Origin of the sequence: Ewingella sp. CoE-038-23 (genome assembly GCF_040419245.1) — a bacterium.
GTDB classification, from domain to species: domain Bacteria; phylum Pseudomonadota; class Gammaproteobacteria; order Enterobacterales; family Enterobacteriaceae; genus Ewingella; species Ewingella allii.
Window position 1 is genome coordinate 2,240,063 of record NZ_JAZHOH010000001.1, and the last position, 18,049, is coordinate 2,258,111.

21 protein-coding genes are annotated in these 18,049 nt (G+C 50.2%); 11 read left to right on the forward strand and 10 right to left on the reverse strand.

What is annotated here, in order from left to right:
* Positions 1-7 precede the first annotated feature (7 nt).
* Positions 8-454: a dihydroneopterin triphosphate diphosphatase gene (gene nudB, locus V2154_RS10395; RefSeq protein ID WP_353502173.1), complete on the reverse strand. Its 447-nt coding sequence runs from the start codon at positions 452-454 to the stop codon at positions 8-10.
* Positions 454-2,262 carry an aspartate--tRNA ligase gene (gene aspS / locus V2154_RS10400; protein ID WP_353502174.1) on the reverse strand — a complete coding sequence of 603 codons (1,809 nt, stop codon included), beginning with the start codon at positions 2,260-2,262 and terminating at the stop codon, positions 454-456. The genes nudB and aspS overlap by 1 nt, the downstream gene beginning before the upstream one ends.
* Positions 2,263-2,611: 349 nt before the next feature.
* Between aspS and V2154_RS10405 the strand changes: the two genes are divergently transcribed.
* The 5 genes from V2154_RS10405 to cmoB all read left to right on the forward strand — a co-directional run bounded on the left by V2154_RS10405 (position 2,612) and on the right by cmoB (position 6,525).
* Positions 2,612-3,187: a hydrolase gene (locus V2154_RS10405; RefSeq protein WP_353502175.1), complete on the forward strand. Its 576-nt coding sequence runs from the start codon at positions 2,612-2,614 to the stop codon at positions 3,185-3,187.
* Between the two features lie 69 nt (positions 3,188-3,256).
* Positions 3,257-4,075, forward strand: coding sequence for a DUF72 domain-containing protein (locus V2154_RS10410; RefSeq protein ID WP_353502176.1), 819 nt, complete (start codon positions 3,257-3,259; stop codon positions 4,073-4,075).
* A 169-nt stretch (positions 4,076-4,244) separates the two neighbouring features.
* Positions 4,245-4,643 carry an MAPEG family protein gene (locus tag V2154_RS10415; protein WP_185689958.1) on the forward strand — a complete coding sequence of 133 codons (399 nt, stop codon included), beginning with the start codon at positions 4,245-4,247 and terminating at the stop codon, positions 4,641-4,643.
* Positions 4,644-4,813: 170 nt separating this feature from the next.
* The gene (gene cmoA, locus V2154_RS10420; protein WP_353502177.1) at positions 4,814-5,557 is read left to right on the forward strand and encodes a carboxy-S-adenosyl-L-methionine synthase CmoA; all 744 of its coding nucleotides are present in this window, start codon (positions 4,814-4,816) and stop codon (positions 5,555-5,557) included.
* A complete protein-coding gene (cmoB, locus tag V2154_RS10425; protein ID WP_353502178.1) occupies positions 5,554-6,525 on the forward strand; it encodes a tRNA 5-methoxyuridine(34)/uridine 5-oxyacetic acid(34) synthase CmoB in 972 nt (323 codons plus the stop codon). The genes cmoA and cmoB overlap by 4 nt, the downstream gene beginning before the upstream one ends.
* Before the next feature lie 96 nt (positions 6,526-6,621).
* Here cmoB and V2154_RS10430 read toward each other — a convergent pair whose 3' ends face one another.
* Positions 6,622-6,786, reverse strand: coding sequence for a hypothetical protein (locus V2154_RS10430; RefSeq protein ID WP_353502179.1), 165 nt, complete (start codon positions 6,784-6,786; stop codon positions 6,622-6,624).
* A gap of 416 nt (positions 6,787-7,202) precedes the next feature.
* On the opposite strand from V2154_RS10430, the gene V2154_RS10435 reads away from it, so the two are divergent.
* The 6 genes from V2154_RS10435 to V2154_RS10460 all read left to right on the forward strand — a co-directional run bounded on the left by V2154_RS10435 (position 7,203) and on the right by V2154_RS10460 (position 10,925).
* The gene (locus V2154_RS10435) at positions 7,203-8,291 is read left to right on the forward strand and encodes a site-specific integrase (RefSeq protein WP_353502180.1); all 1,089 of its coding nucleotides are present in this window, start codon (positions 7,203-7,205) and stop codon (positions 8,289-8,291) included.
* A 59-nt stretch (positions 8,292-8,350) separates the two neighbouring features.
* Positions 8,351-8,620 (forward strand): hypothetical protein, encoded by a 270-nt coding sequence (locus V2154_RS10440; protein WP_353502181.1) that lies wholly within the window; start codon positions 8,351-8,353, stop codon positions 8,618-8,620.
* A 298-nt stretch (positions 8,621-8,918) separates the two neighbouring features.
* Positions 8,919-9,527, forward strand: a complete 609-nt coding sequence (locus V2154_RS10445) for a hypothetical protein (RefSeq protein ID WP_353502182.1) — start codon at positions 8,919-8,921, stop codon at positions 9,525-9,527.
* 193 nt (positions 9,528-9,720) lie between these two features.
* Positions 9,721-10,128: a hypothetical protein gene (locus V2154_RS10450; protein WP_353502183.1), complete on the forward strand. Its 408-nt coding sequence runs from the start codon at positions 9,721-9,723 to the stop codon at positions 10,126-10,128.
* Complete coding sequence (locus V2154_RS10455) at positions 10,118-10,537, forward strand: helix-turn-helix domain-containing protein (protein WP_353502184.1); 420 nt, start codon at positions 10,118-10,120, stop codon at positions 10,535-10,537. Before V2154_RS10450 ends, V2154_RS10455 begins: the two co-directional genes overlap by 11 nt.
* Complete coding sequence (locus tag V2154_RS10460; RefSeq protein WP_353502185.1) at positions 10,524-10,925, forward strand: hypothetical protein; 402 nt, start codon at positions 10,524-10,526, stop codon at positions 10,923-10,925. The genes V2154_RS10455 and V2154_RS10460 overlap by 14 nt, the downstream gene beginning before the upstream one ends.
* A 153-nt stretch (positions 10,926-11,078) precedes the next feature.
* Here V2154_RS10460 and V2154_RS10465 read toward each other — a convergent pair whose 3' ends face one another.
* The 7 genes from V2154_RS10465 to V2154_RS10495 all read right to left on the reverse strand — a co-directional run bounded on the left by V2154_RS10465 (position 11,079) and on the right by V2154_RS10495 (position 18,038).
* On the reverse strand, positions 11,079-11,471 hold the full coding sequence (locus V2154_RS10465; protein WP_353502186.1) for a HumD family translesion DNA polymerase: 393 nt from the start codon (positions 11,469-11,471) through the stop codon (positions 11,079-11,081).
* A 113-nt stretch (positions 11,472-11,584) separates the two neighbouring features.
* The gene (locus tag V2154_RS10470; protein ID WP_353502187.1) at positions 11,585-12,754 is read right to left on the reverse strand and encodes a tail fiber domain-containing protein; all 1,170 of its coding nucleotides are present in this window, start codon (positions 12,752-12,754) and stop codon (positions 11,585-11,587) included.
* A gap of 17 nt (positions 12,755-12,771) precedes the next feature.
* The gene (locus V2154_RS10475) at positions 12,772-13,782 is read right to left on the reverse strand and encodes a DUF6453 family protein (RefSeq protein WP_353502188.1); all 1,011 of its coding nucleotides are present in this window, start codon (positions 13,780-13,782) and stop codon (positions 12,772-12,774) included.
* Positions 13,782-16,454 carry a phage tail tip fiber protein gene (locus tag V2154_RS10480; protein WP_353502189.1) on the reverse strand — a complete coding sequence of 891 codons (2,673 nt, stop codon included), beginning with the start codon at positions 16,452-16,454 and terminating at the stop codon, positions 13,782-13,784. Before V2154_RS10480 ends, V2154_RS10475 begins: the two co-directional genes overlap by 1 nt.
* Entirely contained in the window at positions 16,454-16,852 is a 399-nt protein-coding gene (locus V2154_RS10485) for a DUF6950 family protein (RefSeq protein ID WP_353502190.1), read from the reverse strand. The genes V2154_RS10480 and V2154_RS10485 overlap by 1 nt, the downstream gene beginning before the upstream one ends.
* Positions 16,853-16,860: 8 nt before the next feature.
* Positions 16,861-17,445, reverse strand: a complete 585-nt coding sequence (locus V2154_RS10490) for a hypothetical protein (protein ID WP_353502191.1) — start codon at positions 17,443-17,445, stop codon at positions 16,861-16,863.
* Positions 17,445-18,038 carry a hypothetical protein gene (locus V2154_RS10495; protein ID WP_353502192.1) on the reverse strand — a complete coding sequence of 198 codons (594 nt, stop codon included), beginning with the start codon at positions 18,036-18,038 and terminating at the stop codon, positions 17,445-17,447. The genes V2154_RS10490 and V2154_RS10495 overlap by 1 nt, the downstream gene beginning before the upstream one ends.
* Between the last annotated feature and the right edge of the window lie 11 nt (positions 18,039-18,049).

The following is an 18,049-nucleotide window of genomic DNA, read 5'->3' on the forward strand; positions in this document are numbered from 1 at the left end:
AAATAGTCTACGTAGACTGAATAGTTACAAATTCTTCAATCGCCTGCTGGTTACTCGGTGACACCGTCAAGGCCGCCGCGGCGGATTTGTCGAGCCACTGGTAAGCAAGATGCTCGGTAATGACCACATCCCGCTCTGCGGGTAACGCCAGACAGAACCAATGTTCTTTGTTTCGGGTCACGCCGGGAGCATAGCGATAACGCAAATGAGCAAACAGCTCAAACTCCACGCAGCGCTGGCAGTCAACTAAATGCAGACTCTCGCCCGCAATATCAATCCCCACCTCTTCCAAAACTTCACGCTGCGCGGTTTGTTTCGGGGACTCCTCGCCTTCAAGACTGCCGGTAACCGACTGCCAAAAATTCGCATCATCCCGTCGTTGAAGCATTAGCACCCGGCCGGTGTTGCTGGCGTAGATGACGCACAGTATCGACTCAGGACGCTTATGGCTCATCAGTTATTCTCTGAATCTGTGTCCGACTTCACTTCTTTCGAGGTGTCTTTCTTCGCGACAACCGCAATACCCAGTTCCAACAGAGAAGCCGGATTAGCGAAGCTTGGTGCTTCGGTCATCAGGCAGGCCGCTGCGGTGGTTTTCGGGAAGGCAATCACGTCACGAATGTTTTCGGTGCCGGTCAGCAGCATCACCAGACGGTCAAGGCCGAACGCCAGGCCCGCGTGCGGAGGCGTGCCGTATTTCAGGGCGTCGAGCAGGAAGCCAAACTTCTCGCGTTGCTCGTGCTCGTTAATACCCAGAATGCCGAATACGGTCTGCTGCATTTCGCTGCGGTGAATACGCACCGAACCGCCGCCCACTTCATAACCGTTGATCACCATGTCATAGGCATTGGCGATCGCGGAAGTTGGGTTAGCGCCCAGCTCTTCTGCGGTCATCTCTTTTGGCGCAGTGAACGGGTGGTGCATGGCAGACAGGCCGCCTTCGTCGGTGTCTTCGAACATTGGGAAGTCGATGACCCACAGCGGTGCCCAGCTGTCTTCTTTGGTGATCTTCAGGTCGCGACCCACTTTTAGACGCAGCGCGCCGATAGCGTCGGTGACGATTTTCGCGCTGGCTGCGCCGAAGAAGATGATATCGCCATCTTGCGCGCCGGTGCGGCCAATCAGCGCCAGCAGCAGCTCTTCATTGAGGAACTTAGCCACCGGGCTTTGAATGCCTTCCAGACCTTTGGCGATTTCGTTGACTTTGATGTAAGCCAAGCCTTTCGCGCCATAAATCTCGATAAATTTGGCGTATTCATCAATTTGTTTACGGCTCAGCTGAGCACCGCCCGGAACGCGCAGAGCAGCAACGCGGCCTTTCGGGTCATTGGCGGGATCGGCAAAGACTTTGAAATCGATATCTTTCAGCAGGTCAGCGACGTCCACCAGCTCCATCGGGTTACGCAAGTCTGGCTTGTCGGAACCATAGCGGCGCATGGCTTCTGCGAAGGTCATGATTGGGAAGTCGCCCAGATCCACGCCTTTCACTTCAGTCCACAGCTCGCGCGCCAGTTTCTCCATCACTTCACGCACTTGCTCGGCGGTCATGAATGAGGTTTCGACATCGATCTGGGTGAATTCTGGCTGGCGGTCAGCACGCAGGTCTTCGTCACGGAAGCATTTAACAATCTGGTAGTAACGGTCGAAGCCAGACATCATCAGCAGCTGTTTGAACAGCTGTGGCGACTGTGGCAGCGCGTAGAACTTACCTTTATGTACGCGGCTTGGCACCAGATAGTCACGCGCGCCTTCTGGGGTGGCTTTGGTCAACATCGGCGTTTCGATGTCGAGGAAGTCATGGGTGTCCATGAAGCGGCGAACCAGGCTGGTGATTTTCGCGCGGGTCTTCAGGCGGTTAGCCATTTCCGGGCGACGCAGGTCCAGATAGCGGTATTTCAGACGCGCTTCTTCGGTGTTGTTGTGGTTGGAGTCCAGCGGCAGAGGTTCTGAACGGTTGATGATATTCAGGCCGCTGGCGAACACTTCCACTTCACCCGTTGCCATATCTTTGTTGAACTGGCTCTCAGGACGAGCACGCACCGTACCGGTGATTTGTACACAGAATTCGTTACGCAGTTCGGAAGCCAGCTCATAGGCCGCGCTTTGATCCGGGTCGAAGAAAACTTGAACAATGCCTTCGCGGTCGCGCATATCGATGAAGATTAAACCGCCTAAATCACGGCGACGATTAACCCAACCACACAACGTTACTTCCTGGCCCACGTTGGACGCATTCAGTTTCCCACAATATACAGTACGCATAACGGTATCCTTTTGATCCCACTACCCGGCCTTACAGCAAAGGGTACGGAAACGGTTATTCACTCTGGTCGCCCGCTCGCAAAGGCTGCGGCGCGCGGAATTAGTTTTATTACAGCTCGAAAAAAGGCGGTCAGTATAAAGGAATTTCCACTTGAGGATAAGAGCGAAGACGCGCCCAAGCTCGCGCAATTCCATCGTTAACCTATAACACACATAATTTAACAAAATTATGCACATTTTCGCCCCTGCCTTGGCATAAACTCGCCCCATCCTTTTTAGGTAGCCAACAACGTTATTCACGTTTTCCCTCTCTATATTGTCATCACTTAACATTTCGGGAGCCTTACCGATGAAACTCGACCCAAAAACAACCGCGCTGGTATTAATCGACTTACAGAAAGGCATTTTGCCGTTTGCCGGTGGCCCGCACAGTGCACAGCAGGTTCTGGATAATTCGGCCGATTTGGCAAAACGCTTTCGCAAACTGGGCGCGCCGGTCGTGATGGTTCGCGTCGGTTGGTCTGACACCTTTGCAGAAGCGCTGAAGCAAGAAGTGGATCGCCCGTCCCCTGCGCCAGAAGGCGGCCTGCCTGCAGTTTGGTGGGAATTCCCCGAGCAGTTGGAAGTCACCGACAGCGACATTCAAGTGGTGAAACGCCAATGGGGTGCTTTCTACGGTACGGATCTGGAATTGCAACTGCGCCGTCGCGGCATCACTACCATCGTGCTGGCCGGGATCTCCACTAACATTGGCGTGGAGTCCACCGCGCGTAACGCATGGGAACAGGGCTTCTCGCTGGTTATCGCCGAAGATGCTTGCAGTGCGCACGACAATGACAACCACCAGTCTAGCGTGAAGAACATCTTCCCGCGCATCTCCCGCGTTCGTTCTACCGCCGAGGTACTTGCCGCCCTGCCGCAGTAAGGTTAGTCTGTTTGGTATTGAAATTTTACGCCGCCTCCGGGCGGCGTTTTCATTAAGGAAGGCCAGCGAATGTATATCGGATTGCCACAGTGGAACCACAGCGCGTGGGGGAAAATCGGTCTGCGTGATTTAGCGGATTACTCACGCTACTTCAATTGTGTCGAGGGCAACACCACCTTTTATGCCCTGCCAAAACCCGAAATCGTAATGCGCTGGCGCGATATGACTCCCGAAGATTTTCGCTTCTGCTTCAAGTTCCCTTCCTTAATTAGCCACAAGGCCGCGCTGCGCGACTGCGAGGCGGATATTGCCGAGTTTTATCAGGTGATTGAGCCACTCGGCTCGCGCATTGGTCAGTTATGGTTACAGCTGCCGAGCGCCTTCGCCCCGCGCGATCTAGACCGGCTGTGGCAGTTTATGGATGCATTGCCAACAGGCTTTGATTACGGCGTAGAGGTTCGCCATCAAGATTTCTTCGCCAAAGGGGAAGATGAGCGCGCCCTTAACCAAGGTTTGCATCAGCGGGGGATCAGCCGGGTGATATTAGACAGCCGCCCGGTGCATAACGCCAAGCCGCTGACCGAAGCCGTGCGCGAGGCGCAGAGAAAGAAACCCGTGCTGCCTGTGCATGCGCTGGTCACCGCCGAACGCCCGATTGTGCGTTTAATCGGCGGCGACGTGCTGGAGGACAACCAGCACTTCTTCAAGGTATGGGTGGAAAAGCTCAAACAGTGGCAGGCCAATCAGCATCAGCCCTACCTGTTTATTCATACGCCAGATTGCAGCGACGCCCCCCAGCAGGCGCAGAAGCTGTGGCAGCAATTACGCCTGACACTGCCTGACCTGCCGCCCGCCCCAGACTGGCCGGAGCAGGACTCCTTGTTCTAAATCGCGAGGCGTGAGAGCTGTTCTATTAATGCGTTTTTTTTAGCGATTTGCGTTATTCATCAAGACACTGAAATGTTACCTCGTTATCATTGCCTCGAAAATTGTCAGTGGCTTCTGCGGATTATTTGCCTTAGTCCCCAAGCCAACTCTGTAATATCGAGGTTGTAAAATGATCAGCGCGTTATATGTCGTGCTCGCCGCAGTGCTACTGCTTAAATTGTCATTCGACGTGGTTCGTTTACGCACGCAATACCGTATTTCCACCGGCGACGGCGGCTCCTATGAACTCCAGACCGCGATCCGGGTACACGGCAACGCCGTTGAATATCTGCCGATTGGCTGCTTGTTATTAGTCATGATGGAGATGAACGGTGCCGAAGCCTGGATGGTTCACGTTTGTGGATTGATGTTAATTGCGGGCCGTCTTTGTCATTACTATGGGTTAAAAAATCGGGAATTCGGTTGGCGTCGCAACGGCATGGCCGCAACCTATATTTCTTTACTCCTCATGGTAGGAGTCAATACCTTTTATCTACCCTGGTCGCAGTTTCTCAATATTCGCTGGTAGTGGTTTCTCTCCATAACGGTTTTCCGTAGCCAGCATTTACGGGGAGGAAGCTCTGCCTCCCCGCTCCGCCTCAACAATACGTCGTTTTTACCGGTATCTGCCTCACGCGTACTCTGCTAAAATCTGCCCTCAAAATTACGCTCCCTCAATCTTTGGTCTGACTTCGTACTATGGCTAAGCAAGATACTCTTTTTTCGGCACCGATAGACAAACTCGGCGATTGGACATTTGATGAACGTGTCGCAGAAGTTTTCCCCGACATGATCCAACGCTCCGTTCCGGGTTATTCAAATATTATTTCGATGATTGGCATGCTGGCCGAACGCTTCGTGCAGCCTGACTCACGCGTCTATGACCTTGGCTGCTCCTTGGGTGCCGCCACGCTGTCGATGCGTCGTAATATTAAAGTCGCGGGCTGCGAAATTATTGCTGTCGACAACTCCCCCGCCATGGTTGAACGCTGCCGCCGCCACATCGACGCCTTCCGCGCCGAGACGCCGGTCAAAGTGATTGAAGCCGACATTCTCGACGTCGAGCTGAGCAACGCCTCCATGGTGGTGCTCAACTTTACCCTGCAATTCTTAGAGCCTGCCGATCGCCAGCGCCTGTTAAATCAGGTGTATCAGGGCATGCGTCCGGGCGCGGCCTTAGTGCTGTCCGAAAAATTCAGTTTCGAAGATAAAGACGTCGGCGAGCTGCTGTTCAACATGCACCACGATTTCAAGCGCGCCAATGGCTATAGCGAGCTGGAAATCAGCCAAAAGCGCAGCATGCTGGAAAACGTGATGCTAACCGACTCGGTGGAAACCCACAAAGCCCGTTTGAAGCAGGCCGGTTTCGAGCACTCCGAAGTGTGGTTCCAGTGCTTTAACTTCGGCTCGCTGATTGCTCTGAAAGCGGGAGACGCCGAATGATTGAGTTTGGTGATTTCTATCAGCGCATCGCTAAAGGCCCGCTCAGCCCGTGGCTGAACACCCTGCCATCCCAGCTGACCGCGTGGCAAAAAGAGTCGTTGCACGGCAAATTTAAGATGTGGTTCAACGCGGTGGATCGCCTGCCGCTGTTGCAGCCAGAGAAACTCGACCTGCTGCACAGCGTGACGGCCAATATGCTGGAACCTCTGCCTCAGGGCCAGCGCGAGGGGATTGAAAACCTGCTGCGCAACCTGATGCCATGGCGTAAAGGGCCGTTTTCACTGTATGACGTGGAAATCGACACCGAATGGCGTTCAGACTGGAAGTGGGATCGCGTCTTGCCGCACATCTCCTCGCTGGCCGGTCGCACTATTCTGGATGTCGGCTGTGGCAGTGGCTATCACATGTGGCGCATGATTGGCGCGGGCGCTCATCTGGCGGTGGGCATCGACCCTATGCAGCTGTTCCTCTGCCAGTTCGAAGCCGTGCGTAAACTGCTGGGCGGGGACCAGCGCGCCCATCTTCTGCCGCTGGGTATTGAGCAGTTGCCAGAGCTGAATGCCTTCGACACCGTCTTCTCGATGGGCGTGCTCTATCACCGCCGCTCGCCGCTGGACCATTTATATCAGCTGAAAAATCAGTTGGTAAATGGTGGAGAACTGGTGCTTGAAACGCTGGTAGTGGAAGGCGACAGCCAGCAAGTGCTGGTGCCGGGCGACCGTTATGCCCAGATGAACAATATCTATTTCATCCCTTCCGCCGAGGCGTTGAAAGGCTGGTTGATTAAGTGCGGATTTGTGAATGTGCGCATCGCCGATGTCAGCGTGACCACGCTGGAAGAGCAGCGCCGCACGCCGTGGATGACCAGCGAGTCCCTGGCTGAATTCCTTGATCCTAAGGATCCGACCAAAACCATTGAAGGCTATCCGGCTCCAAGGCGCGCCTTGCTGATCGCCAACAAGCCCTAGTGCGGCGGTGAAACAGGCCGAAAATGGCCAAGAGCAGGCATAAAAAATGGCGGTCTTATCCGCCATTTTTTGCATGTTAAAAACCCTGTCGCAGCGCTACATCGATCGCCTTGAGAAATCCTCATCCACTTCATTAATCGGAGTTTGGCTTATCCAGGTATGCTCGGTGTACACCACGATAGTGTCAGCCCGAGTGGGTGTCCCACAGGCGCGACAAATCAGCGCTTTTACCGCCAAATCCATCGGTTTGGTTTTGCTCACTGTAAATCTATCAGACCCACAGTTTTCGCAATAAATTTGCATATCCGGCATATTGTTGTGCATTAGGACTATGCCTATTGCAATCTCCGCGAAGTGAAAAATCCAGTTCTATAAAGATAGCCAATGCCGCGAAAAATAGCGATAGGGCTTAAGAGAAAACGCACTTAAAGATGTTATGGTTAAATTTCTCTTATGAATGAAAATTGACCACGCCGAATTCGCCGCGCGCAGAATAAAAAAAACCCCGCCAAAATGACGGGCGAGCCGTTCCACGCCTTGATATTAACATCAATAAAATCAATTACTTGATATGAATACTGTTTATTTATACTGTATATTTATGTCGATTATGCGAACGTTTTAAGTTATTTTATCCACCTCAGCACCCCCTGCAGCACCCCCTGAGGTAGTTTACGATGGCCTATTACAGTATCGAAAAAAGACTCACCGCTTCAGGTGAGCTGCGTTACCGCTGCACTGTCGGCGTTAAAGAGGATGGAAAATATCTTCATCGTGAGAGAAAGACTTTCGCAAAACAGAGCTTAGCTAAAGCTTGGGGTGTCAATCGCGTCGCTGACATTGAACAAAATGGATTACCCCTACCCGCTAAATCAGCCGAAAAAATTCTAACCCTAGGTGAGTTGATTCAAAAGTATATGGATCATCCGCATGTGAAATTTGGACGCTCGAAAAGAGAAACCCTAAATTTGGTGCTAAGGGCGCATATTGCGACAATACCTTTGAATGAACTTACCACGAGCTCGTATATTGACCATGCGGTTATGAGACGGACAACCGTTCAGCCCTCAACTGCCGCTCATGACATAAATTATATTGGCAAAGCCCTCAGCTCAGCAAAACCACTTTTCGACATCTCTATCGATTACGAGGCTTTTATCACCGCTAGAGAAACAATGCGGCAGATGGAGATCATTGGAACGGGCAAGACTCGAAGCCGAAGACCTACGGGTATTGAGCTAGATAGGATTATTGAACGGTTAAAGGAAAAAACAGTTACGTCCTATTCGGGAGCACCATTCGCAGACATTTTGATGTTCTCTATTCTATCCTGCATGAGGATAGGAGAAGTCACCAGAATTCAGTGGTCCGATGTTGATAAAAAGAACCGGGCGGTTCTGGTTCGAGACCGGAAAGACCCGCGTAAAAAACTGGGCAATCACATGGTTGTACCTCTTCTCGGTCAGGCATGGGAAATACTGGAAAACCAACCTGAGAACGGTGACTGCGTGTTTCCTTTTAAGGAGCGCTCTCTAACTCAGACGTTTCGACAGGTCACTAAAGAATTGGGTGTTGAAGACCTTCACTACCATGACTTGCGCCGGGAAGGTGCCAGTCGATTATTTGAAGCAGGATTTAGCTTAGAAGAAGTGGCGCAGGTTACTGGGCACAAGTCATTAGATATCCTGTGGAAGGTATACCGCGAAATCTACCCGCAGACACTGCACGATAAGTTCGAACTTCTTAAATCGAAGTCGCAAGGTTGATCAGTAAATAAAACAGTTCTACTGTATGCATTACCAGTCATTTAGGGATCAATCATCAAATGAAAAAACAAGACGAGTTTGGCGGCATGCGTTTACTGACGGAATTCCAGACGGCTCACAGTGCGTTGGGCGAGTTCATTATTCTTCAGTCTTCGTTTGTGGATACCCTGAAGGCCATCTCTTCACTGAAACACGAAGACTATCCAGACCAGACGGTCATGATCAGGCTCAGCGAAGCGAAGGCATTGATCGCAGAACTGCAAAAGCGCGTGGATTACATCGAGGCAGGAATTGAAGATGTCGGTACCAGAACCACGGTTCTGGACTGAGGGGAAGTTTATCAGATGCTCAAACTTGGTATTACGTTAACGGAAATAGCGACATAACTAAGTTTAAACTACTAGCACTTTTTTAAAGGTGTGAGACATCTATGCTTATCTCAAAACATGACGTTATGGTGCTTCTTCATATCAAGTCCCGCGATACCCTCTATAGGTACGAGCGTGATAGAGATTTCCCTGCTGCGCTAAAGACCCACCCCACACTTTACGTAAAAAAACACGTCATCGAATGGATTGATCAACAGAGCAAAAAGTGAACACAGCCTAATTGATAAGGAGTAAGTTCATGAGTAACAGAGGGATAATTGGATATGTTGGCCTTGAGGATTGGTGGGATAGGGATTTGATGGAGATAGATAGGGCCTCGATTAAATCACTATACAGTCCCCTTGTAGGAGAAACTGGAGAGCTTGATTCTGGATGTGTTGTTAGCAGAACCGACTCGGAAGGTGACCCTGTAAGCCAACTAAGGGTGATTACTGACCTACTCCACTCAAAGTTACCTTACGACACCATTCAAAAATTAATTACAAAAGGTGCCTCATTAGCGAGAAATTGCCAAAAGCTTATTGATGCCCATTTTTTTCTAGGCTCCGTCATTACGATTGAATATCGCCACAGGTCAACAAAAGAAGGCGCTCTTGACCGAACGGTTTTAGCCTGTCAATGGCAGATAGCCATCTCCGAAGAGATGGGGAGTCTGTTTTTGAGAAGCCCTTTAATGAATGGATTCATTCCCTCTCATCATGGCTACAACCAGATGATTAGTATTCTGGAAAAGCAGAAGAATTTTTCTGAGGCTATATCATTATGCCAACAAGCGAAAAGCCAAGGTTGGCAAGGTCGATGGAATGAGGACATAGAACGTTTAAGCGCGAAAGCACGCAAAACCTAGCCCACTAGCCTGAAGGGACGTTCGGGTGAGGTCGCAGAGATGCGGCATGAAGTTTTTGCGGCATTTGCCGATGAAGTACACACAGCTTGCGGCTGGAGAAGGTTATTTTGGATGTCGCGATTTCAGAATTGCCACTCCCCTAGCCTTCTTAGCAAGAAGAGGTTAATATATATATTAAGAATGGAACGTTAACATGGTTCAGGTTACCTTCAAAGGTGAGTGTCATACAGTGGTCCATTGTGATGGTGCGATTAAATCTCTAGCTGTGGCTATCAGAAGTGTATCACCTTCCAAAAAACAAAGATCCATGATGATATCTCTACAACTTCAGATTGAAAGGCTATCATCAGGCAAGAGAACCGCTGAGCTAAGCATTAGAAAAGAAGGCCTGCTTCCATCTTATGAAGGCAGACCTAGTAAAAATTTCTGGGCTATAAAAAAGATTCCTATACGCGGCTATTACTGGGAATCTGAGAGGGTGTTTATGACGTACTTCATAAGTCATTACATCTATAAAGATTTTGATGATTTACATGATTCAGATGTCAAGAAAGTTTGCAATAACTGGGATCGAATCGAGAGAGGGTTAGATGCTAATTGAAAAAATCGCTGAAGAAAATGCTGACTTACCATACGTTAGCGATATCGTCATGGCTAGCGAACGGTTGATATTCAATGTTACTGAAGACATCCTACTAGCAATGCAGGATTCTGCAATGACTCAAACCGCTCTTGCTCAAAAAATGGGCAAATCGAAGGCTTTTGTTTCTCAAATTCTTGACGGTCATAGAAATCTTACCCTTAAGACCCTTTCAGATATTACTTATGCTTTGGGGGCGGAGGTTAAATTAGCAATACTTAAAGACGGTCAGGATGTTTCACATCCCATAATCCCTGAGCGAGAGAGCTATACCAATATCTCGAATGATGTTGGTACCAGCGAAGCAAGGGTGGTGAGATTTGTCATTAAAACCAATCACATGGATTATGAATGTAATGTTGCTCGCTGATATAAAGCTAATAGAAGTTAACACTTTGGATGTGATCTTCAAGCATGCCATTACTGAGCCCGGGCAAGGAAAAATTAGAGTAGAATATGGTGAAATTGAGTTCGAGGCAGGTGGTATCCTAACTGTTGACGCTTCAAGTGCCACAATAAGGATTAAGGCCGCCCCAGCGGTTTATGGCTTTAGGGATGGACAAGAAAATGATGATTTCTCCCTTAAAATTGGCATCAGCATGCTATATGTTTATCCAAGTAATCAAAGCCTAGACGAAACTTACTTGCAAGAGAATCATTGGTACTTCGCTTCGATGCTGAAGACATACTTTAAGTTCTATGCGGAAGATATTTTTAATAAGTCCTCTATTGATGGCGTAAAGCTTCCTTACAACTAATCCTTAACCCAGCCGCCGAACTGGGTTATCCCGAATAACAAAAATATCTATGTAGCAATCCGATTTCACCGGCCTAAGTGGCCGGTTTTTTGTGCCCGTTATTTTATCCCTGCAACACCTGTAATAAATCGCTCTTCCTGCACTTTTCATTGCTCACATGCACGGACTATCGTCAAACTCTTCAGTGGTCGTATCATTGATCACGTGCGTCACCACACCGAAAATCATCGTCTCTTCCCCTTCACAGTCTCCGCCGTCAATTAGCGTCACCTCATCTGGCCGATCCAATGACTCGAGGCACAACGTAGGGTGAAACCGCATGCGCTTCAGCATGAACTCACCGCAAACCTCCGCAACGACAATGCTGCCATCACAGGGCTTGCGGGCTGAGTCGATTATCAGCAGCGAGTCTTTCTTGATACCGGCGCGCCAGCTGGAGCTGGCGGAACGCATGAGATACTGGCCCGGATTGTTAGACCAGTGGCACACGTCGTTCGGCGTTAGTCGACTTGTTGCATAGTCTGCTGCTGGAGATGGGAAGCCCATAAAATAGCCCTCATAAACACTGGTTATGCATACAGTATAATCATGAGTTTTTTGTGTTGGGAAGTCTGATTTTGAATGATTGCGTTATGATGCTGATCGCTAAGGGAAGAAAACTATGAGGTCTGTTCAGAACTGTTGGTTAGATCGCCGACCTGTTTCTGTAGTGCTTCAATCATTGCCTGCTGCGCATGAATAGCACCAGTTAGTTTGGCTATCATGGCCACCTGATCTAATCCATAAGCGCCTTCAGGATTTAACATATCAAATCCCTCCTGTAATCCTTTACCTGTAACGCAGTCTGGAGACACTTTAACAAGGTCGTTTGCTATGAAGCCAAGCATCTCATTTGATTCTTTGATAACACCTCTTGCGATGTACTTGAACTTTGCAGGAATCCATTCCATGACCTCCTGTAAGTAACCGGATGTTTCTTGATATCCAATGTCTTTTTTTAGTAGCTTATCTGATGCCGTTCTTAGTGTTATCGAGCCTAGATTAGACGAATCAACATATACCTGTACGTCACCATCATAGAAAAAGTTCCAGAAATTAACGCCTGTTGCGCCCCCCGTCCCCCGCCTAGACCTGAATGAACCTTGTGAGTCAATCGGGTTTGCTGAGAAAATTCCGGTTGAAGAGATTGAGGCTACATCAGTTGCGCCATTACTGAAAATTATGTTTTTACCGTTAGCTTTTATTGTCGATTCAGTCGATAAAGCAACTATACCCGCAGTAAGAGTGCCGGTAAATGTAGGGTTGTTAGTGGGCTGAACGCCTAATTTTTTTCGCGCATCGCCTTCATTCGTCGCCCCAGTTCCGCCCTGATCCATAGGCACAGCTCCGTTGACAAGAGAGGCTTTATTCGACATATCATCCGTAAGCTTTTTAAAACTGCTTATGGTGACTGTCTGGCCGTTAGGAGTAGTTAAAGTAACACTGCCTGTACCAGTCATAATCTGTTGCCAACCATCCATTTGGCTTTGGTAATAGCTGAGCTGGGCAGATAATCGCCGAGCGAAATCAGGTACCGAATCCGTGTAGAAAGAAGGAATTGCGTATACGGACGCGGCTGCGGTCGTGCCAACAAAGTTATCCTTCAGCGTTAACTGGGTGTTGCTGTCTACTCGCAGAATCTCATAAACTTGAACTGTGCCGGCGGCAGGAACAAGTAGCATCTGCCCCGGGCCAATACCCTGTTTATTGTCCCCCCACAAAGTGCCTGTGCCGCTTACCGTCGCACTGCCGTTTGTAACTCTGACCGTTCCGTCTCTATACCAAGCCATAATATTTCCTATTGAAATTAAAAGTAGTCTGATGCGTAAATGAATGGGAGTGGCTTCGATTCATAACCAACAACTTGCTGATCTTGATTGTTGTTATCACCGCCATTTATAAATCCGGCTGGTCTGCCGAAAAAAGATTTACCGCTTCTCGCCATTCCTAAATGGAACCAACTTTTACTTATAAGTTGGCCTCCAATTTTTAAAACAGGAATCATTGGCCTATTAGCTTGGGCTTGGTCAGAGAAATAAGTAGTCGCACCACCTCTTCCCGGCGAGTTAATATTCCCCCGATAAACAATTGGCATTTCTTCACTGGTAAAACTCGTTTTCCCATCTAAACCGTAGACTTGTATCCCCCAATCAGGGACGGTAGGACTCTTCATTGAGAATGCGCATACCTGTATGTTTATTGAAATACCTGATTGACTCCCCCCGCTGGAGTAGCCTCTTATTGTTTTTGTTGCCTCTTCAAAATAAATTGCAACCTCGGGATGGTCCCAATAACAAAATACGTTTGATGGTGTGCTGATAGGAAGTTGCAGGTTTCCATTGAATATGCCGTTATAGGTATACGTCAAAAACATTCCTCTGGAGCTATCTACAACATAGGGAAAAGAGCCGCCCTGAGATACTTCAAAGCCAAACCCGCCTAGGTTAACCACTGGCGGGTAAACGCAGTAGACGTTTACTGATTTTGGCCTGTCCGCAGCACTGCTTCGGAAAACAGGGCTTTGAAGATTTGTTCTGAGGTCAAGGGTTACTGAAACTGTTCTAGCGTTATTATCTATTCCAATATCAAGAGATTTAAACTGCATGGCTGGTGATACTGATGATCCGATAATCGCGATTGCATTATCAGGTATACAAACCAATTGGGAGCCAGCGGGACATAAAGAGGAATAATTACCACTCGATGTGTTTATATTCCCCATATTAGCGCCAATTGATAAACTTCCCAAGAATGTAAGAGGTCTGGCATCGTCCATGTTATAAGACTTCATGCCAGATATTTCTATTCCAAATGTCATTATCTCAAGTCCCCAACTTTTACCTTCACATTCCCCGCCGCGTCATATACACGGAGCCCTCTTGAATCAAGGGTTACTCTCCCCTGCCCGGGGGCGTAGCCATTAAACTCAAACGAACCATCGGCACGCATAATTGTTCCGCTCTGCCCGGCAACATAATTGGCTGAATACCAGCTGCCGAGCTTTGCCAGAGTAATAGAGGCATAATCAATAAGTGCCTCATTGATGAACATCTGTCCGTTCTTAATCGCCATGGCCAGCTTCATTTCGCCGTTGCCGGGATTATAGAACCCCATGGTATTGGCACTGACGAGGAAGTAGCTCTGCACGTCACCGCCATTGCCTTCGACGCCCAGTTGTATCCCAGCGACATACTTATTTCCGTTGCTGTCGACCTGCACTTTAGCGCCCCACTGCGCTGACAACTTCCCGTTTAAATCCGCGTAGGCGCTGGAAACCTGCTGAACAGCAGCAGAGTTCTGGCCTGAAATTGCCGTTAGCTGATCGAACTTCTGAGCATATGCGGAATCATTATTCGCAATCAGCGTCGTGATACTGAGAAATTCAGCTGCATTCTGCCCATCAACTACCCGGCGGCGCTGTACGTCCGCATCGTTTGCAATAGCGTTTTCAATGATGGCGTCTGTATTGGTGTCAATTCCCTTGATCAGGTTTGCGAACGTTTCCGACCCTTCGATTTCGTGGGAAATCTGATCAATCAGGCTGGCTGTGTCGGTACTGCAAAGCGCGGCAACCTCAACGAATGCAGAGGACCCGAATGCATTGATTGTGCGCACATACCAGTAATAGGTGTGGTCAACCTGCAAACCGTTACTTGTCCACGTCGTCCCCATTCCGGCCCGGGTAGCGCCAGCCTCTACCGTTGCCGTGTTGGTATTGGCAAGCCGTGTTTCGCCCGAGGTCCAGAAATCGAACTGTGTGGAAACGCTGGTGAGCTCCGCCATTTTCGGCTTCAGCGTGATGGCAAAATATCCCTGCTCAACGCTGACAGACGACGGCGGCGGCGGTGCCTCGATATTGAACGCCAGAAAACCTTCTGGAGACTGCGCCCCCATCTGATTAACGGCAATCACGTGCGCCGTATAGCTATCGCGGAGCAGGCCCGTCAGGCGCGTGAATGTGCCGGGCACCTGAACAGAAAGTACAGGAACCCCGGCGCGGCGGATGATGACGTTGTTGTAAGAAACTTGGCCTATGTTCTGCCAAGACAGCACGCCCTGTACAACCTGCCCAATTTCCTCGACCATGTAACGTAGGTTCTGTGGCTGAGCCACCCCGCCCGGCGGTAACTGAGTAAATGGCGGCCGCTCAATCGGTTTGCCAATAGCATCCCCCCAGACATCGGAGGTTTCCTGTTTAAGCGTCAGTTGCACGCCATTCTGCACGCCAAACTTCCAGTCAGTGACGCGCATTTCTATATTATTCATGCCCAGCGTCGGGAAATTCACTTTCACGTACATGCCGGGCCGGTAACGGTAGCCACTCAGGTTTAGTACTACGTTCATGGTGCGCGATATGCGGGTACGCTTCAGCTTGATATCGGCCAGACGCTGCCCAAGAAATTCGGAAGTCACAAAGCGGAGCTTCATATCCTGCGAGATTTCCACCCCATCTTCAGTTACCCATTCTCTGACTGAAACTGCTGGGAAATCTGTTTCGGAGTAAAACTGTAGCGGATCTACGAATGTCCCTTTAATAGTGTTGACTCGCTCGGACTGCGAAACTTCGGGCATGATTTCTATGTCACCGGCCAACTGACTTTCGGTAATAATAAGGCTGGCTGGTCCGTAATACGCCCCCACCAGAATCCCATGCTTTCCGGCGGTATACGTTGGCTCACCAGCGCATGCTGCAAGCATAGACTCGAGGATGCTGGCTTTGTTTTCGCTCAGGTCAAACTCGCCGTTGATGGTGTAGCGCTTCTCGTTTGCGCCATCAGCGCGGGTGACCATCTCATCTGCGATATTGGCCGCCTCCTGAAATTGATCCCAGAGAATATCGCTATCAGGCACTTTCAGGTAATTGCGGTAATAGTCCAGAATGCAGAGCGCGGCATTGTTCGAATAAACGGTTTGCCCGGTGCGCGGGTCGTATACCGAGCGACCAAATTTTTCGACGCGCACATTCGGAATGCCTGATGGAAACTTCTCAGCGCTGTATTTCAGCGTGAGTCGCAGCCAACTGATGCCCTTGCCAATCATGTCGGCCTTCCATGATGGAGCATTAGCCAGCAGGTAAGGATCCGCAGTCTGCCGATCAATGTGAACTTCGAACTGGGCGAAATCACCAAAGGTGGCTATCTCATCGTCACCCAAATAAATCTTTCCCACACTGGAAAGTGCATGGCCAGCCAGCGTGATCGCTAGGTGCAGCATCTCGCCGTCGGTCTGATCGCCCGGCTGCTCTTCTGAGAAAAAGAGCGTGCCGGCTGTCATGGTTTGCCCGTATACGACCGTCTTGGCGCTGGCGGCGGCGCGCAAAACCTGCTTGCGCTCGGCGTTATCACGGTACCCGTCAAGAGAAGGTTTCTTGGTCAGCGCCTGCGTTGCAACCTGAGCGGCAATGGTGATCGCCATGGCAATGCCGTAAGCCTGATAAGAAGCCGCGGCGCCAGCGGCCACTGTCGCAATGATAGGAATAGCAGCAGGCATTAACGAACCCTCCAGATGCTTTCGGGCTTGCCCGACAATTTCACCAGTCCGGACTCTCCCGGAACAAAAACAGCGCCGCCAAACACAACGCCAGCACAGCGGCTGCCACCGTTAATCACTACGGCAATGTCACCGCGCTGGCGCAGGGTCACCGGCACTTCGTCAAGATGCTGTGCCAGCACCTTCTCAATCGAACCGCCCGCGTTCAGCAGCACGCGCTTTGCTCCAACGGCAGTGCTGTAGGTACCACGCAAATCAGAAGCGAAATCCTCTCCACACATTGCCTGTGCGCAGTCAGCGGCAAACAGGCAGCAGTCATGCTCGCCCCATAAAAAAGGCCGCTTTTCAGCGGCCTTAATTACGTCTATCAGTCTTCTTTGCCAGTCAGGATGCTTCATGCGATCCCCTATGAATAAGTAAACGGCGGAGCGTCTTTCTTGCTTCCCCAGAAAATAGAGCGTTCTGACATCTGCGCAACGTAGCGAAAGATGCGGTCGCCAGCCTGTGAAGCCTGATGCGATTCATCGGTGAAACGGTCCGGGAAAGGGCGCTGCCAGTCTTCAAAAACATTGCTTATGGTGTACTGCAAGGCATTGGTAGCACCGGCGCTGGCCGAGGTGCTGGTCACTTTGCCTTTAAACAGCAGGTCAGCGACCTGCGGCACACCTGAATCATCCAGAGCGACAAGGTAAAGCTCTGCCGGCCGCCCGACACAGCGCTCATTTAGCGTTGTTGCAAATAGCGACATATCCAGCCCGGACAGCGTCATCTTCAGTTGCGTGGGGCTAGTCGTGCTGGTTTCGCCCACATCATCCACGCTGCCCATCTCGCCGAGGCCGGTAAACACAAAACCGTTAAGAACCATCGGGCCGGTACCCGAATGGATATAAACGGTGCCTGATTCAAACTCAATTTTTGATGCCAGAACGGCAGTGACCCTGTCGCGAGAAAGCCAAGTGATCATGTCATCGGTAAATGGCGCAACTATCATCAAAAGGCCTCTTCAAAATCGATGGTGTAACTGGTAAATATGCCCGGTATCCGGTTTCCTGTTCCCTGACTGTTATCCTTCAGCTTAAAAATACCGTAGGGCGCGGAGACTTCGAGCGGGGTATTCGCCGGTGGCGAGCTGCGCAACATCGGCGCAAACTGGATGATAGCCACCCCGCTGCTGTTACTGCTGGCGTCGGCGGTGACCATCTTCAGCTCATCGTTCACGGTGAAGTAATCCCCGGTGCGTAAAACGACTACCCCCGGCGTCCAGCCTTTGGTACCCAGTGACACGCCTGACTGATTGGCATCCGAAACAACCGGTGCGCCTGCGGGGGTTCGCCCGGAACGCCCCCAGTCCCGGATTTTTACCCGACCATACTCACCATCCAGCGCCGCCACCAGCGCATCAATGCGTCGTGACTTGTCATCGTTCAGGTTGGTAAAGGTCAGAGAACAGAGCCAACGGGTGCCGGGGAAGCGAACGGTTTGTGAAGCACCGTTGAAGGGGGATCGAAAAGTCTTACTGTTACTCTCCGGCCGCCAAGTTAATGAGGCCGGGCATACGTCATGCGGCCATTCGAGCACAGCCATAGTTCTCTCCT

Excerpts from the sequence above, each read along its gene's own strand:
- nudB (WP_353502173.1), bottom strand. The coding sequence starts at position 454 with ATGAGCCATAAGCGTCCTGAGTCGATACTGTGCGTCATCTACGCCAGC.
- aspS (WP_353502174.1), bottom strand. The coding sequence starts at position 2,262 with ATGCGTACTGTATATTGTGGGAAACTGAATGCGTCCAACGTGGGCCAG.
- V2154_RS10405 (WP_353502175.1), top strand. The coding sequence starts at position 2,612 with ATGAAACTCGACCCAAAAACAACCGCGCTGGTATTAATCGACTTACAG.
- V2154_RS10410 (WP_353502176.1), top strand. The coding sequence starts at position 3,257 with ATGTATATCGGATTGCCACAGTGGAACCACAGCGCGTGGGGGAAAATC.
- V2154_RS10415 (WP_185689958.1), top strand. The coding sequence starts at position 4,245 with ATGATCAGCGCGTTATATGTCGTGCTCGCCGCAGTGCTACTGCTTAAA.
- cmoA (WP_353502177.1), top strand. The coding sequence starts at position 4,814 with ATGGCTAAGCAAGATACTCTTTTTTCGGCACCGATAGACAAACTCGGC.
- cmoB (WP_353502178.1), top strand. The coding sequence starts at position 5,554 with ATGATTGAGTTTGGTGATTTCTATCAGCGCATCGCTAAAGGCCCGCTC.
- V2154_RS10435 (WP_353502180.1), top strand. The coding sequence starts at position 7,203 with ATGGCCTATTACAGTATCGAAAAAAGACTCACCGCTTCAGGTGAGCTG.
- V2154_RS10440 (WP_353502181.1), top strand. The coding sequence starts at position 8,351 with ATGAAAAAACAAGACGAGTTTGGCGGCATGCGTTTACTGACGGAATTC.
- V2154_RS10445 (WP_353502182.1), top strand. The coding sequence starts at position 8,919 with ATGAGTAACAGAGGGATAATTGGATATGTTGGCCTTGAGGATTGGTGG.
- V2154_RS10450 (WP_353502183.1), top strand. The coding sequence starts at position 9,721 with ATGGTTCAGGTTACCTTCAAAGGTGAGTGTCATACAGTGGTCCATTGT.
- V2154_RS10455 (WP_353502184.1), top strand. The coding sequence starts at position 10,118 with ATGCTAATTGAAAAAATCGCTGAAGAAAATGCTGACTTACCATACGTT.
- V2154_RS10460 (WP_353502185.1), top strand. The coding sequence starts at position 10,524 with ATGTTGCTCGCTGATATAAAGCTAATAGAAGTTAACACTTTGGATGTG.
- V2154_RS10465 (WP_353502186.1), bottom strand. The coding sequence starts at position 11,471 with ATGGGCTTCCCATCTCCAGCAGCAGACTATGCAACAAGTCGACTAACG.
- V2154_RS10470 (WP_353502187.1), bottom strand. The coding sequence starts at position 12,754 with ATGGCTTGGTATAGAGACGGAACGGTCAGAGTTACAAACGGCAGTGCG.
- V2154_RS10475 (WP_353502188.1), bottom strand. The coding sequence starts at position 13,782 with ATGACATTTGGAATAGAAATATCTGGCATGAAGTCTTATAACATGGAC.
- V2154_RS10480 (WP_353502189.1), bottom strand. The coding sequence starts at position 16,454 with ATGCCTGCTGCTATTCCTATCATTGCGACAGTGGCCGCTGGCGCCGCG.
- V2154_RS10485 (WP_353502190.1), bottom strand. The coding sequence starts at position 16,852 with ATGAAGCATCCTGACTGGCAAAGAAGACTGATAGACGTAATTAAGGCC.
- V2154_RS10490 (WP_353502191.1), bottom strand. The coding sequence starts at position 17,445 with ATGATAGTTGCGCCATTTACCGATGACATGATCACTTGGCTTTCTCGC.
- V2154_RS10495 (WP_353502192.1), bottom strand. The coding sequence starts at position 18,038 with ATGGCTGTGCTCGAATGGCCGCATGACGTATGCCCGGCCTCATTAACT.